The 14,003-nt window shown below is 52.6% G+C and carries 19 protein-coding genes and 1 tRNA gene; 13 read left to right on the top strand and 7 right to left on the bottom strand.

The features are described 5' to 3' along the window. Positions 1-849 (top strand): ATP-binding protein (locus PEH01S_RS34925; RefSeq protein WP_407669517.1); only part of this gene is annotated, 849 nt, incomplete at its 5' end. Here PEH01S_RS34925 and PEH01S_RS32480 read toward each other — a convergent pair. Then, positions 832-1,818, bottom strand: a complete 987-nt coding sequence (locus PEH01S_RS32480; protein ID WP_025849244.1) for an EamA family transporter — start codon at positions 1,816-1,818, stop codon at positions 832-834. The genes PEH01S_RS34925 and PEH01S_RS32480 overlap by 18 nt on opposite strands. A 65-nt stretch (positions 1,819-1,883) precedes the next feature. Then, on the bottom strand, positions 1,884-2,645 hold the full coding sequence (locus PEH01S_RS32475; protein ID WP_025849243.1) for a glucose 1-dehydrogenase: 762 nt from the start codon (positions 2,643-2,645) through the stop codon (positions 1,884-1,886). 280 nt (positions 2,646-2,925) lie between these two features. On the opposite strand from PEH01S_RS32475, the gene PEH01S_RS32470 reads away from it, so the two are divergent. Together PEH01S_RS32470 and PEH01S_RS32465 are read left to right on the top strand one after the other, a co-directional pair. Then, complete coding sequence (locus tag PEH01S_RS32470) at positions 2,926-3,213, top strand: hypothetical protein (RefSeq protein ID WP_025849242.1); 288 nt, start codon at positions 2,926-2,928, stop codon at positions 3,211-3,213. A 24-nt stretch (positions 3,214-3,237) separates the two neighbouring features. Beyond that, the gene (locus tag PEH01S_RS32465; RefSeq protein ID WP_025849241.1) at positions 3,238-3,744 is read left to right on the top strand and encodes a hypothetical protein; all 507 of its coding nucleotides are present in this window, start codon (positions 3,238-3,240) and stop codon (positions 3,742-3,744) included. On the opposite strand, the gene PEH01S_RS32460 is transcribed toward PEH01S_RS32465, so the two are convergent. After that, a complete protein-coding gene (locus PEH01S_RS32460; RefSeq protein WP_025849240.1) occupies positions 3,670-4,716 on the bottom strand; it encodes a YkvI family membrane protein in 1,047 nt (348 codons plus the stop codon). The genes PEH01S_RS32465 and PEH01S_RS32460 overlap by 75 nt on opposite strands. Before the next feature lie 175 nt (positions 4,717-4,891). Here PEH01S_RS32460 and PEH01S_RS32455 point away from each other — a divergent pair, with 175 nt between their 5' ends. Then, the gene (locus tag PEH01S_RS32455; RefSeq protein WP_025849239.1) at positions 4,892-5,503 is read left to right on the top strand and encodes a DedA family protein; all 612 of its coding nucleotides are present in this window, start codon (positions 4,892-4,894) and stop codon (positions 5,501-5,503) included. Between the two features lie 47 nt (positions 5,504-5,550). Here PEH01S_RS32455 and PEH01S_RS32450 read toward each other — a convergent pair whose 3' ends face one another. Then, positions 5,551-6,282 carry a DUF4309 domain-containing protein gene (locus PEH01S_RS32450; RefSeq protein WP_025849238.1) on the bottom strand — a complete coding sequence of 244 codons (732 nt, stop codon included), beginning with the start codon at positions 6,280-6,282 and terminating at the stop codon, positions 5,551-5,553. A gap of 311 nt (positions 6,283-6,593) precedes the next feature. On the opposite strand from PEH01S_RS32450, the gene PEH01S_RS32445 reads away from it, so the two are divergent. Together PEH01S_RS32445 and PEH01S_RS32440 are read left to right on the top strand one after the other, a co-directional pair. Continuing rightward, on the top strand, positions 6,594-7,163 hold the full coding sequence (locus PEH01S_RS32445; protein ID WP_025849237.1) for a xanthine phosphoribosyltransferase: 570 nt from the start codon (positions 6,594-6,596) through the stop codon (positions 7,161-7,163). A gap of 133 nt (positions 7,164-7,296) precedes the next feature. Then, the gene (locus PEH01S_RS32440; protein ID WP_025849236.1) at positions 7,297-7,620 is read left to right on the top strand and encodes a hypothetical protein; all 324 of its coding nucleotides are present in this window, start codon (positions 7,297-7,299) and stop codon (positions 7,618-7,620) included. A 93-nt stretch (positions 7,621-7,713) separates the two neighbouring features. On the opposite strand, the gene PEH01S_RS32435 is transcribed toward PEH01S_RS32440, so the two are convergent. Next, positions 7,714-8,031 (bottom strand): hypothetical protein, encoded by a 318-nt coding sequence (locus PEH01S_RS32435; RefSeq protein WP_127490257.1) that lies wholly within the window; start codon positions 8,029-8,031, stop codon positions 7,714-7,716. A gap of 129 nt (positions 8,032-8,160) precedes the next feature. Here PEH01S_RS32435 and PEH01S_RS32430 point away from each other — a divergent pair, with 129 nt between their 5' ends. From PEH01S_RS32430 to PEH01S_RS32420, 3 genes are read left to right on the top strand one after another with little or no spacing between them, the layout of a single operon-like run. After that, entirely contained in the window at positions 8,161-8,388 is a 228-nt protein-coding gene (locus PEH01S_RS32430; RefSeq protein WP_025849234.1) for a hypothetical protein, read from the top strand. Further along, a complete protein-coding gene (locus PEH01S_RS32425; RefSeq protein WP_025849233.1) occupies positions 8,385-9,131 on the top strand; it encodes an adenosylcobinamide amidohydrolase in 747 nt (248 codons plus the stop codon). Before PEH01S_RS32430 ends, PEH01S_RS32425 begins: the two co-directional genes overlap by 4 nt. Positions 9,132-9,185: 54 nt before the next feature. Continuing rightward, positions 9,186-9,407, top strand: a complete 222-nt coding sequence (locus PEH01S_RS32420) for a hypothetical protein (protein ID WP_025849232.1) — start codon at positions 9,186-9,188, stop codon at positions 9,405-9,407. 16 nt (positions 9,408-9,423) lie between these two features. Here the strand turns inward: PEH01S_RS32420 and PEH01S_RS32415 are convergent, their stop codons facing one another. After that, a complete protein-coding gene (locus tag PEH01S_RS32415; RefSeq protein ID WP_025849231.1) occupies positions 9,424-9,645 on the bottom strand; it encodes a hypothetical protein in 222 nt (73 codons plus the stop codon). Positions 9,646-9,913: 268 nt separating this feature from the next. Continuing rightward, the gene (locus PEH01S_RS32410) at positions 9,914-10,945 is read right to left on the bottom strand and encodes an LCP family protein (protein WP_127490256.1); all 1,032 of its coding nucleotides are present in this window, start codon (positions 10,943-10,945) and stop codon (positions 9,914-9,916) included. A gap of 199 nt (positions 10,946-11,144) precedes the next feature. On the opposite strand from PEH01S_RS32410, the gene PEH01S_RS32405 reads away from it, so the two are divergent. The 4 genes from PEH01S_RS32405 (at position 11,145) to PEH01S_RS32390 (ending at position 13,925) form a co-directional block, all read left to right on the top strand. After that, positions 11,145-11,228 (top strand) — tRNA-Leu (locus PEH01S_RS32405). 203 nt (positions 11,229-11,431) lie between these two features. Beyond that, the gene (locus PEH01S_RS32400) at positions 11,432-12,463 is read left to right on the top strand and encodes a LacI family DNA-binding transcriptional regulator (RefSeq protein ID WP_127490255.1); all 1,032 of its coding nucleotides are present in this window, start codon (positions 11,432-11,434) and stop codon (positions 12,461-12,463) included. 136 nt (positions 12,464-12,599) lie between these two features. Next, positions 12,600-13,430: a sugar phosphate isomerase/epimerase family protein gene (locus PEH01S_RS32395; protein ID WP_127490254.1), complete on the top strand. Its 831-nt coding sequence runs from the start codon at positions 12,600-12,602 to the stop codon at positions 13,428-13,430. Positions 13,431-13,658: 228 nt separating this feature from the next. Continuing rightward, positions 13,659-13,925, top strand: a complete 267-nt coding sequence (locus PEH01S_RS32390; RefSeq protein WP_127490253.1) for a sugar ABC transporter substrate-binding protein — start codon at positions 13,659-13,661, stop codon at positions 13,923-13,925. The last annotated feature ends 78 nt before the right edge of the window (positions 13,926-14,003 follow it).

Below are 14,003 nucleotides of genomic sequence, written 5' to 3'. Positions count from 1 at the left end.
CGGCAGGAGCTGCTCGACGCCGCGCGGGCCGACGGGGAAGAGGCGCTGCGGCGTCTCCACCGCCAATACCTCCGCCGTCAGGAGCTGCTGGGAGAGCTGAGACAGGACGAGCTTGCCATCCGGACGCTGGTCGGAGACGCGGGGATGAAGCCGCTCGACGAGAGGCTGGCGAGCGTCACGGGAGGAGAGCTGGAAGAAGAGCGGACGCGTCTGTCGGAACAGCGGGATGCGCTCCGGGAGCGTTTGGAAGCGTGCCGCGAGGCAAAAAGCCGCAAACGATTCGAAATCGAACGGCTGGCCGAAGGCGGGGATCATGCCGACAAGCTGCAGCAGGCGGAGGAACGCCGTACCGAGCTGAGGCGTCTGATGAAGCGCTGGGCGGTGGTTTCCATGTGCGGAACGCTGTTCGCACAGACGAAACGATTGTACGAGCACGAAAAACAGCCCTCCGTGATGCAGAGGGCTTCCCGGTACTTCGAGCAGGTAACGTCCGGCCGGTTCACGCGGATGATTGCGCCGCTTGGCGAGCAGCGCGTGTTGGCGGAGAAGGCGAACGGCGAGCTGCTGGATGCGTCCGCGCTCAGCCGGGGGACGGCCGAGCAGATGTACTTGTGCATCCGCTTCGCGCTCGCGGACGAATACGCGGCGTCCGGGGTCCGGCTGCCGCTCGTCATTGACGATTTGTTCGTGAATTTCGATGACGAGCGGCTCGGATACGGCATGGAACTGCTGCAAACGGTGTCCGAGGGCCGCCAGCTGCTGCTGTTTACGTGCCACAAGCATGTGCTGGACGCGTATGTTTCCCGTTTTTCCGCAGCATCCGTCCGGTATTTAAGCCGCAAGGCGTAATACAATAATGCCGATTAAGGCAAGCAAAAGGCCGCCCGATTCGAGGCGGCTGAATTTTTCTTTCAAGCCGAAGCGGGCATAGAAGAGCACGAGTACGACGTTCATTGCGATGACGACGGACACAAGCCCGGTGACGCCGGCGGCGAATGCCGGCATGGCAAGGATCATGCCGCAGACGTTCGTTATGCCGACGAACATGCCCCAGACCAAGGTGCGGCCGGGGGACCAGCCGCGGGCTAACGCCGGCGCGGGTCCGCGTCCGGGCGCATTCGCAGGAGCAGCCTCGCGAACCATGCTGTCGGCTGCTTCCGCTGGCCCGGCCTCCGTCCCAGCGGCGGCTTCTTCGCATCCCGCCCGGATTGCCGCCCGGGCGAAGGCCTCTTGCTTCCGTTCAAGCAGCCAAGCGGCGGCAAACAGCAGCGAACCGGTGCCGTACATCAACGCAAGCGTCGGCAAAGTGGCGGCCCCGATCAGAGTGGCCTGCTTGGACGAGAGATCGGTCAAGCCGAAGAACAGCATCGTTATCGCGCCCCAGTGCACGCCCTGCAAATTTTTGAGCGAAATGTCGTTGGAGTACCGGATCATCAAAATCCCGGCCACGATCACGACAAAGGCGGCGAGCTGCGCCGTATTGAGCTTTTCGCCCCACAGCACGTACGCGAACAGCACGACCACGACCGGCGGAAGCCCGGTAAACATGGCTACCAGCGACGCTTTGCCGACGGAGTAGCCCTTATACATCGCCGCATTGGAAATAAACGAGAACAGCCCGAGCAGCGTACCGATCCACACGGGCTTCGTCCAGGCTTGTCCGGTAACTGCTGCCGCCACGAGCGCAATCAGCGTGCCGGAAGCGTAGACGCCCAGCAGCAGCAGGTTCCGGTTGAGCGGGCGCTGCGACGTCCATTGATATAAGATGCCCCTCAGCCCGAAGCAAAGCGCCGAGGCGGCCGCAAACAAAAACCACATGATGTCTGATTCTCCCGTCGTAGGTACAGTTCTCTCACTTTTCTCTCTAAAGCGAATACATACAGTTACTCTTCGTAAATCATTTTCACGGTCATGCCGCCGTCGATCACAAGATTTTGTCCCGTAACGAATCCGCCCCCGTCCCCGGCCAAATACAGGCAGGCCGCCGCGATATCCAACGGGGTTCCGACACGTCCGGCCGGATGCTGCCGACGGTCCCGTTCGCTGTGTACGGGAACGCGCCGCTTGGAAGCTTTTTGCCAGTCGGCGGTCTCGATCCAGCCGGGGCTTACGGCATTCACGCGGATGCCGTACGGACCGAGGCTGACGGCCATCGCATGGGTCAGCGCCAGCAGACCGCCTTTGGAAGCGGAATAGGCTTCGGTGTCCGCTTCGGACATCAGCGCCCGTGTGGAGGCAATGTTCAGAATGATGCCGCCGCCCTGCCGCTTCATCGCCCGGGCCGCCTGCTGCGAGCAGACGAACGCGCCGCGCAGGTTTACCTTCAGCACCCGGTCAAACGACTCCAGCGGCAGCTCCAGCATAGGGCCGTTCATCCCGATCCCGGCATTGTTCACAAGGACGTCGACTCGGCCGAAATCCTCCAGCATCAGCTTGAACCATCGTTCCACTTCCGCTTCCTCCGCCACGTCCACAGGCAGGAACATGCCTTTGCCGCCGAGGCTGCGGACCTGCTCCATGAGTTCCATGCCGGCTTTCTTATCGGTATCGGCGACAGAGACCTCGTAACCGGCCTTCACGAATTCCAGTGCGACCGCCTTGCCGATTCCTTGCGCGCCGCCCGTCACGGCTGCCACTTTTCGCATATGCTCACCTCCGTAAAAGAACCGTTGCTTTTTCTTCTTAAGAATTCACTAAAGCGCGAGAGCGATGTACACCTTCTGCTTCCTCTAAGACACGAATGGATCTTCCTTGAAAAGGCTTCGATAAGAAGCTTAACTTATAACATATAATTTGTCTAAATCATAGTCAAAAGTACATCCCCTGGAAAGATTCGTTCGGGAGTACAAAATGACATAGCCTGCGTTGTCAGGAAGCTATATAATAGGCAAATAAGCAAAACCCATTTAGAGGGGAGGTACGGGAATGAAGCCTGAAGAGCGCGCACCGCGTGAAATTACATACCGGGTCGGCTGGAAGCGCGGCAGCATCGTTCCGAACGGACGGCGGCCTCCGGATGCGGCATCCGGAGATACACCGGACCTGTCTCTCATCCAGGAATCCCCAATGCAGCGGTGGAACCGCAGCTATCTATGGCGCAAAGCGCCTTCGCCGGGACATCGGACGCTGCAAGTTGCCGTTTTGGCGATGCCGGTTGTGCTGTTTGCGTTGTTTTTATGGATGGCCTACGAGCTTGCCCGACATGCCCGATAAGACGAATAAACGAGGTGTTGACACATGATGACGATGCTTGCCTGGCTCGGCGGGGCGATTGGGCTTGTCGTGACGGGATCGGCCGTGTTGCTGGCCTGGACCGTCTATTCGCGAGCCCAAGCTGCGGCTTCATCCGCTTCGGAGACGGCGGATGCTTGCGATACGGTTACTCCGGAGGCCGCGGTCCTGACGAAAGAACGGCCGGAAAATCAGCCGTCCTTATCCGCTTCTTTGGTCCGGGAGGCCGGGCCGTTTTTAGCCCGTTGGACGTATTTCGATTATGCGCTGCTTGCATTGTTTCTGGTCGGCAGCTTGTTTTTGTTTACGGATCTGCTTGCCGTCCTGCGGGATGCGGAGCAATACCCGCCCTATCATTTCGCATACCTGCTGTGCGGCTTTGTCTTTACGCTGGCCGGCATGCTTATGATGCTCGTCCGGCTTGCTCTGACGATTGCGTCAGTTCGTTCCGAACGGCCGCTGCCTGCGCCAGATCATCAGGACCATCCAAGCCATGCTGAGCAGGCCCAGTAACGGATAGAGCGAGGAGATCAGCGTTTTGAAGCCGATTTGACTTACCACATAGCCGAGCGCAAGCAGGAGCGGTACGACGATTTGATAAGACAAGGAGCTCCGCTGCTCGATCTGCAGCGCCAAGCCGTAAACGTCGGCCAGCAGGGTTGTGAATATTTCCCCATAGATGACCAGAATGAACGGAAGCTGCAGGAGCGGGCCGAGTCCGTGAATCAGGTGCCCCATCGGGATGTCGAACTGCGCGATTCCCGGCATTTGGGCGGACAGCGCATAATGACCGGCCAGCAGCATGGCCCCGATGCCGATTCCACCCCAGACGCCTCCCCAATACAGCACCGCCCGGTCTTGGATCTGAGCCCCAAGCGGTACGAGCACCGCTTGAGCCATGGTGAGATTAAACGCTGCGTAGAGGAGCGGGGCGAACCATATGCGCTGGGCGGAATAATCCGACTCCATGTGAAGCCAATTGCCGGATCCGGGCGTATCCCAAGTAACCCATACGGCAATGCAGCTGAAGCCGATCATGAGCGGGACGATGACGGAGTTTACGGCCATGATCGCCTTCATTCCCCGGATGAGAAGGAGGTACGCCAGCAGCAGGGTAAAAAGCAGCCCCGACTGAAGAGGCAGCCTCAAATGCTCGGCGAAAACCGATCCCGCCCCGGCCAGCATGACCGTCGATACGCCGAACAGCGCCACCAAAGTGAACAGGCTGACGCCGTTTCCGACGGTATTCCCGAATAACAGCCTGTTGAGATCTTCGTAAGATTTGGCGCGGGTATCGTGGGCCAGCAGCATCAGCTTGATGCCCAGCCATATAAACAAGGCGCTGGCGATGCCGATGGTGAAGGTCGCCATCCAGCCGTAGCGGGTGAAGAACTGGATGATTTCCTGCCCGGTCGCGAACCCGGCGCCCACAACGGTGCCTACATAGGTGAAGCTGACCTGCAGAATGCTCCCCCATTTTCTCATTCGCTCGCAAGTCCCCCTTCCTTTATGATACAACCTATGAGAAGGGGCCAAGCCTCATGACTTTTTGTTTGTGACGGAGCTTGTTCTTGGGTTAACGGGCGAATTCTGATACAATGATAAAGGATTCGACCGGCATTCGACATAATCTGAAATTATTTGGCTGGAGCGTGTGAAGGTGGAGCAACTTTTGCAGATGATTGATCAATATGGGTATATAGCTCTTTACGGTTTGCTTGCGCTTGGCATTGTTGGCGTTCCTGTGCCGGATGAAATATTAATGACGACCGTAGGCTCGCTTACGGTAGGACCGGATCCGCTGCTGGATTACGGCACTTCGCTCGCCGTTTGCTTCAGCGGGTCCATGACAGGCATGCTGATCAGTTATTTTTTGGGCCGGACCGTAGGCAAGCCGTTTCTTTATAAGTACGGAAAATGGGTCAAGCTGACACCCGAGAGGCTTGGCGTAGCGGAGGGCTGGTTTCACAAGTACGGCATGTGGGCCGTCACTTTCGGGTATTACGTGCCGGGGGTACGACACTTTACATGCTACTTGGCCGGCGTCAGCAATGTCGGATTTTGGCGGTATCTCCTGTACGCAGGAGCGGGGGGCCTAGTCTGGTGCGTATCGTTTCTCACTCTGGGTCACGTCATCGGGATTAACGCTCCGCATATTATAGAGGTCGCTCACCGCTACATGGGAATAACCATCGCGATCCTGGTCATTCTTGTTATCGTTATCGCTTATTTTTACTGGCGGTACCGCAAGCGGACCTTGACCCGCACATGAAAAAACCTTGACAGAAGGCTTCTGTCAAGGTTTTTTTGCAATTGATGCTATTCCGCGAACAATTTGATCGAATTGACCTTCTGCGATTTCGGGTCGATATCCAGCTTCAGCACCGCTCCGGTCGCTTTATACGTAAGGACGAAGCTGGTGTTCGAATCCGGCTTGCCGAGCGCTTTGGTCACTTCCTCTACCGGGTCGCCGAGCTTGAGGCCGTTCAAGCCCGGGTTGACGTCAGCGCTTCGGACATCGACAAAATGCAGCTGATTCTGCTTGTCGAAGCCGACGAGGAAATCGGTGTAATCGTACACCGTAATCGGATCGGCGTCATCCTCCATCACGAATTGCTCTTTTGGCTTGCCGAATTTCTCGGTAATTTCCGCGGCGCTCGTTTTGAGCGTCAAGCCCAGCAAGGTCGGCTTGGCCTGCGTATACGGCGACTTGATTTCGATCTTCGGCTTCGTTTGCGCATTGGGCTTCGCGGCCGGAGGAGTCTGCTCGCCCTCTCCTTTGTCCTTGTCGCCTTTGTCGGCGCTTGCGAGCGACACTTTATCGGCCTGATTTCCCGCCGGTGTCGCGGGAGAAGGGACGGACGGATTCGTAATCGTCTCGTTCTGAGGCAAGGACGTTTCCGACGGCGCGATGGCCGTTGTATCCGGTACCGTTTCTTTAGGCTGGGCAGGCGTCGGCTCCGCCGCTTGTTTGGTTTTGCACCCCGTTGTTACCATCATCATGATCAATATAACGGACAAGATTCCGATGAAGGCTCTCTTTGTGTTCATCATGAGCTTCCTTTCCGTGTTACAATTTGGCTGTAACCTCTTTAAATCATACCGTGTACCCGGCCTCTTCACAAAGAGTAAAAATGCCCAAATCTCCGCCGATTGCTATGAAAATCCGGGAATTTCATTTTCAAAGCTTCATTTTCGTCCGGGTAGACATTCTTTCTTGTGTTATACCCATTAGACGATGCTTCGAAGCAAAAAGTTGCATCTTTGTTTCGAATTCCGTAAAAGATGATACTTGAAACCTAGTTTGCCGTTATGTTAAGTTTTACGGGAACAGGGAAATGAAAGAGCGGAGGCGTGGAAGAATGGAATTATTGAAACAAAAGATCAGGGAAGTGGGCGTGATTCTGTCGGACGAGGTGATCAAGCTGGATGCGATTCTGAACCATGCGGTCGATCCGGCATTGACTACGGCCATGGGACGGGAGTTCGCGCGTTTATACCGTGACGAGAACGTTACGAAAATTTTAACGATCGAATCGTCCGGCATACCGATCGCATTCGCAGCCGCACAGGAATTGAACGTGCCGCTCGTATTCGCCCGGCGCAAAAAGTCGCTCAACACCGAGACGGAAACGTACTGCGAGCGCGTGCCATCGTTTACGAAAGGCATTGTCACGGATATTATGGTATCGAAGGAGTTTCTGGACGAAAAAGACCGCGTCGTGCTGATCGACGATTTTATCGCCAACGGCGATGCGGCACGGGGACTGATCCGGATCATTCGCCGTTCGGGAGCTGTGCTGCTCGGTCTTGGGATCGCCGTGGAGAAATCGTTTCAAGCCGGAGGACGCACGATCCGCGAGTCCGGCGTGCGGGTGGAGTCGCTGGTGAAGATCGCATCGCTTGCAGGCGGGGAGATCCGGTTCGAATAGCAACATTTGTCTTTCTGCTCGCTAAGCCTTCCATCTGTCCGCTTTTTCCTTTATAATGGATCGTAGGCTGAACAATACGAAATTGGATTTTCGGCCGGTTGGCGAATGACAAAGATGGGGAGGTGCTACTTGCATGGGGAAAGAAATTCCGGCAGATTTTTTCGTGACCAAATTGAATGAGGCGAAAGTACACTTCGAACGTGCCCTAGATTGTAAACATACGGATTTTGACGATCTGTATCCCTATATGATTGAGCATCCTCAATTTTTTTGGTACAAACGCTATGTGGCTTGGTCCGAGCTGCTGACCGTCGTAAAGCTTTGCAAAGAGCTGGACGTCGAGTGGGAACAGCAATTCTCGCAGCAGCAAGTGGACTACATCAACAAACGCGTCATGTCCAGCAAAGTGCTCGATTATTGGTTCGAAACGAACGATACCAAGGAGCATGTAGGATAACGTTGTCCCTAATTATAAATCGAACCTGTACCGGGCTTGCGTCCGCAGTACAGGTTCTTTTGTTGTGGAAGCGAATTGCTCACGGGACAGCGGTTATTGCGGCGGCAGCACGTTCATCGCTTCGATATGCCTTTTCGTATCCGGCGTGCCGAGCTCGTGAAGCATCCGGTACAGCTCCGTCAAGTTCCAGTCGTACACATCGTTTTCTTTATCCAAGTGGTATTCCCGGAAAGGAATCATCGCGCGCACGGCCGTATCCTCTTCGTTCATCGCAAGCTCCTCGAATACTTCCTGCAGCTGGTCGACCTCTTCTTCCGTGGCCAGAATTTCAAACTCGAAATTGCCTGTCACATCTTCCGGCTCCAGAATTTCGCCGCTTCCGACAGCGATATAGTATGGTTTCTTTTCCATGACGTATCCGTTCCTCCCATCCGCGCACCCTGCTGACGATGTTTATTGTATCCCCCAAATGATGTATTCTTATTACATAACCAGCTTAAAAGGAAGCAACATTTTCAAATAAAGATTGGGGGAATTACCTTGATTTCAGACGAACAATTGGACGAATACCGCGTTCAGGGGACACTGCTGCGCGTCGTGCGCGATGCGGACAAGGCGAACGACGTTAAAGGCATCGTGGTTGCGTGGGACGACCATTCGGTGATGATCCGCAAGCAGAACCGCCGTATCGTAAAACTGGATCGCAGCTATCATTTTCAGCCTTTTCAGGAGCCGCGCGTCGAGCTTTTTGAGGAGGAGCCGTCATGACCCCGGAGCCGCCCGCTTTCCGCCGTTACACGGACGAGCTTGTCTATTCGGACGTTCCATTGGCCGGCTTCCGGTTCGGCTTCGCGGACCGCGGATATGAAAGCTACTTTCTGATCGAGAGCGAACGGCCGCTGCGGACGCTGAATTCCTCCATGTGGGGGGAAGGGTTCGGGGACTTCCGCCGCTTAATGAACAGGCAGGTGCCCAAGCAGTATGCCTCGGACGATCCGCTGGCCGAAATGAATGCATTTATGACGGAAAAAGGGCTCGATCCGCAACAGACGGCAGCGCTGCTGACGGCGGCGAGCTTGGCGGATTTCGGGCACGAGTATCTTCGTCTTCCCGGGGGGACGGACGTATGCGCATGGGTGACTGCAGGGCTAAGCAACAAGGCGAGAGCAGGCAAGACGTGCGACGTTTCGTCGTTATTCCCGGGTACGATCAATACGGTGCTGGTGATCGAAGGGCGATTGACGGACGCGGCGTTCGTCAATGCCGTCATTACCGCGACGGAGGCAAAAACGGCGGCCCTTCAGGATTTGAATATTCTTCTGGAAGAAGAGGGACAGACCGCTACCGGTACGACGACCGATGCGATCCTTATTGCGGCGACGCAGCAAGGCGAAGCTTACCGGTATGCGGGAACGGCGACCCGGTTAGGCTATGCGGTCGGCCGAACGGTCTACGAGGCAACGAAGCGATCCGCTGCGCAGTGCCTGAAGCGAATGGGAGGTTGGGTATGAGTCCGCCCGAATTGGGTTATGGTAAACACATCATAGCATAAAAGAGGGAAGTATATGGACCAAGAACAGCATTTCAAGGAAGCCGAGCTGTTTTTGCAGCCTCATTACTTGCTGCGGATTCGTCCGGAAAACGGCGGGGCGTCAGGCGAAGTATGGCTGCGGAATAAGGAAGGGCATGGTGCGGATACGCATGTGTTCGACGTTCCGCGGCAGGAAAGCTCGGAGGAGCTTAAACGATGGGCCGAGCGGGCGATCCGGGCTTACGAGGAAGGCTGATAATCTGACCGCTGCATCATGACCGGAAGGCGGACAACAATAGCAGCAGCCCTAGCGTCGCCAGGAGGCTGATCATGACGAACACAAGACCGCCCAGCAAAAGCAGCAGGCCGGGAAATACGATTCCCAGAAGAAATGCGCCGCCAAGGACCCACAGCAGCGCTTTGAGCGTCAGCTTCAGCAAGCCCCACAGCGCCAAAGCGAGCAAAATGCCTCCCAAGATCTGCAGCAGCACCATAATATCGATCCCTCCTGTAGGAAAGTATATGGCGCATCGGCAAAACTATGTCATTGACCGGACAAGTCATGATCTGCCGCTATGCGGCATACAATGGGTTCTACCATAACCTTGGGGAGGCGGTGCCGTGTGAAGCAAGGCTCGGCATTGAAAGGAACCGTGATCGGCGTCGTCCTGACGCTGCCGATATGGGCGGTGATCATATGGCTGGTGCGCAAATGGCTAGCCGGTTAAGGAAGCGCTTGCCACGCTTCTCTGTTCCGCTGCATCAGCGCAGGTTTTCGCGGACCAGCTCCTTCAGCCGTTCCTTATCTGGTTCCCAGTACCAGAGAGGAGAACGAACAAGCGGATCCGCAGCTACAACGGATTTGCCGGGAATTTGCATATATTTGATGTCCTGACTTTTCATGTCCTTGAACAGCCAAGCGAGGCTGATGAGATCGCTGTCGGTCAGGTTCGTGTCGACCAGCTCTTTTTTGGCCTGCTTGAGAAGCCCCGGAAGCTCGGTTAATTTCTCCGGCGCCAGCAGCTTTTGTACGACGGCCCGCATCACTTTCATTTGGTCCGCCTGTCTTCCGAAATCGCCATCCTCCAGCGAATACCGTTCCCTGACGAAAGCGAGGGCGGTTAAACCGTCCAAATGCCGGCTTCCCGCTTCCAGCGGCTTGCGGGTCATGGACAGCCACATGTCTTGGGGAATATCTACGTCAATGCCTCCGATTGTATCGATGAAGGTGACGAATCCGGCAAAATTCGTCTTGACATAATAATGAACCGGAATCTGCAGCAAGTCGCTCACGGCTTGAATCGCTGCTTCGGTTCCCGATTTCTTGCCGCCATCCATTTCAGCCACGAAATGCGCATGGTTTATTTTCGTTAAACCGATTCCCGGGAGCGGGACGCGGGTATCCCGCGGAACGGAAACGAGATGGACCTTTTTCTCGGCGGGAACGACATGAGCGAGAAGAATGACGTCCGTCCGTGCGGTTTGGCCGCTGGTCGTGTCCAATCCGAGTACCAGTGCGTTAAAGACAGTCGATTCGTTCGGGTTTGCGTGTTGTACTGGCATGTCGGCGGGGAGAGCCGCTGAAGCGTTTGAAGGCTCGACAGTTGTCGGATTGTCCGGTAGAAGCATGGAACGGCTCGGAAGATCTGTGGAGACGGCCACGGAGGGTGCGGCAACAACCGGATGGGTTTTCATTTCAAAATGGCGGGCGGGCTCCAGATACCGGTACAGCAGTCCGAGGCCAGCCTCTGCGAATACGACAACGGTAAGCACGCAGAGCTTCCAACGTTTCAACTGCAATCACCTGATTTCATTTGGGATATGATACTATATGTAACATTATATCGTTAATCAATACAAATTGTATCATATTATGATTTGTAAAAAAATATTATGCATAAAATGTTTGACTTCAGAGTTGAACGATGGTATGATACTTCTTGTCCCCTTGAAGGATCGGCTTTCGGCCAACCAGTTCAAGGCAGGAAAATATGCGGTCGTGGCGGAATTGGCAGACGCGCTAGATTCAGGTTCTAGTGGTGTAACAGCCGTGGAGGTTCGAGTCCTCTCGACCGCATCCTAAGATGTAAATTTACTTTCTGACTTAGTTGGAGAGACCGAGGCCTGTTGAGAAAATCTCAGCAGGCTTTTTTTATTGGTTCAATAAAATAACTGAAAAACGGAAAATATTAAGATAAAATAATATTCAATTGAGGAAAACGCTTACCTTATCCTTTTATGCATACGTATGCGCACTTTTAAATTGGAAGGGAGAGGAGTATGTCCATCACGACAAAGGATATTGCGAGACTTGCAAATGTAAGTCAATCCATCGTATCCCGATGCTTAAATAATAGCCCCATGATTTCAGAGGAAACAAAGAAGAGGATTATGAAGATTGCCGAAGAAAACGGCTTTCAATTCAATGCAAGCGCAAGAAGTTTAATCACGAACAAAACTGGCACGATTGCTGTGATCTTACCTAAGATTTTAGCTGGATACGGCTTTGATGTGCATACAAAGTCTTGGCAGGATGGAATTATTGAAAGCTTGGAACGAATGGAATTTGACGTGATCGTATCCTTTTTCGAAAACAGATTCACGAAACAAAACAATATCAAGAAATTAATTGCAGCCAAAAAAGTGGATGGGCTTGTGATCATGCAGCCGGATCTAGATGATGAAACGGTAAATTTTTTAGAAAAATCGGATGTCCCTTACGTCTTTTGCAAATATCTCCCCGGAGCTTATCAATCGAAAGAAGTGGATTTTATTTATGTTGATCAGTTTCAAGGAGGATATCTAGCCTCTGATCACCTGAGCAAGCTTGGACACAAAAACATACTGTGTGTTTCCGCGAACATCGAAGGAGATGAGTTTGCTTTACGAACGGAAGGATTTAAAGCGGCTTTGCATGATAATCATCTCGCATTTCATGAAAAGCTCTTGTTTTTTGGCGATAGCACGTTTAAATCGGGTTATCAAGCGATCAAAGAAAATATACAAGTTCTAAAAGACATTACGGCTGTCTTTGCCCAAAATGATTTAATGGCATTGGGCGCAATATCGGCCTTGAAAGAATCAGGTATTCGCGTGCCGAATGACATTGCCGTAGTGGGCTACGATGATATCGAGTTATGTACATTTTTTTCGCCCTATTTAACCACGATCCATCAACCGATTAAAGAAACCGCAAAGTTAACTTGTGATCGACTGGTTGGACTATTAAATGCCAAACAGCCGGCAGAAAGAAGAAAAATGAAAATCGCTCCGAATTTAGTAATCAGAGAATCATGCGGCAGCAAGAGTTAGTTTATTTTTTTGAATTTACGCATACGTATGCATAGATTTCATTGCTTGCAATACCGGATCTTTTTTTGCTGTTTACGCATACGTGCGCATAAAGAATACACATTTTCAGAAGACTTAAGCAAAGGGGATACAGCAAATGAAATTTTCGATTTGCAGTTGGACGTTTGGGAATGTACCCATTGAAAAGGTTATGAAATTTGTAGCTCAAGCAGGTTATGACGCTATTGAAATTCGGGCAGCCGTGAATGAGTATAACTGGAAAGAGCTGCTGCGCCTCTCGAAGGAGTTGTCTCTGGAAATCGGAGGACTGACTGGAGATACAGGGTGGCCTCGTGAAGAACAAGACCTGGCAAACCGGTATGAAACGAATCGGAAAAGCGCGATCGACTATTTCAAAAGACAAATCGAAGCGGCAAAAGAAGTTGAAGCAAATTATCTCGTTGTTTGCCCTTCGGCTGTAGGAAAATCAGCTCCAATGGGAAATACGGGGGAAGATTGGAAATGGGCGGTTGATTCTGTTCAACAATTAACAGACAAAGCGAGCGAATTGGATATCACGCTGGTCATCGAACCTTTGAATCGTTATGAAAGCTGCATTGTAAATACTGCGGAACATGCCTTGAAATTTGTGCAAGAGGTGGGGCATCCCAAGGTAAAAACATTATTGGACTCCTACCATATGAACATGGAAGAAAAGGACATGAAAACTCCATTCTTAACGGTAAAAGACCATCTGGAGATTCTGCATGTTGCAGATAGCAATCGCCAAGCCTTGGGTAGAGGACATATCAATTTTGCTGAATTTGTAACCGGTTACAAACAAGCTGCTTTTGACGGAATGGTTGTTGTTGAATGCTCTGCTCCCGGTCCCAACCCGTTTCAAGCCGATAAGGGGATGCCCGCGATGGAATTGATTTACACCTATGCAACGGAATCGCTTTTGTTTTTGAAACAGCACTTCAACTAAAAATGAAACCGATTATAAGCGAATTTAAGAATTTAAGTGAGGAAAAACTCATGATGACCGAACGAATGGAGCACAGGAAGAACTAAAAGCAGCAGGAATTCGTGTTGTAACCATTCAACCTGGTGATAGTGACAGAGCGAAAGCGATGTCTGTGATGGAAAACATTCTTCAATCCAATGCCGATATTAAAGCCGTATTCGTGACAAATGAGGAAAGGCCTTAGGTGCTTTGCGTGCGGTGCAAGCAAAACAAAATCAAATCCTTGTTGTTGGCTTTGATGGAACTTCGGAAGGACTGAATGCCATCAATTCAGGCGGATTAACGGCAGAAGTAGCGCAAGATCCTTATAGGATCGGCCATTTGGGAGTTGAGGCAGCGGTTAAAGCGATTCGCGGAGAAATCATAGACAAAAGGATAGATTCCGGCGTCAAAGTCATCACCAAAGAAAATGTAGAAGAGACACTTGCCAAGATTAAAGGATATGTAGATAAGTAATCTCATGCTTGACATAGGGTGAGCGATCGTTATATAATTCCATTTGTCGGTTCGAAATTAATCGAATCGCATCGAAAT

Source organism: Paenibacillus ehimensis NBRC 15659 (genome assembly GCF_004000785.1).
Lineage (GTDB): Bacteria > Bacillota > Bacilli > Paenibacillales > NBRC-103111 > Paenibacillus_G > Paenibacillus_G ehimensis.
Note: the sequence above shows the minus strand (reverse complement) of the source record. Positions and strands in the feature narration are given on the sequence as shown.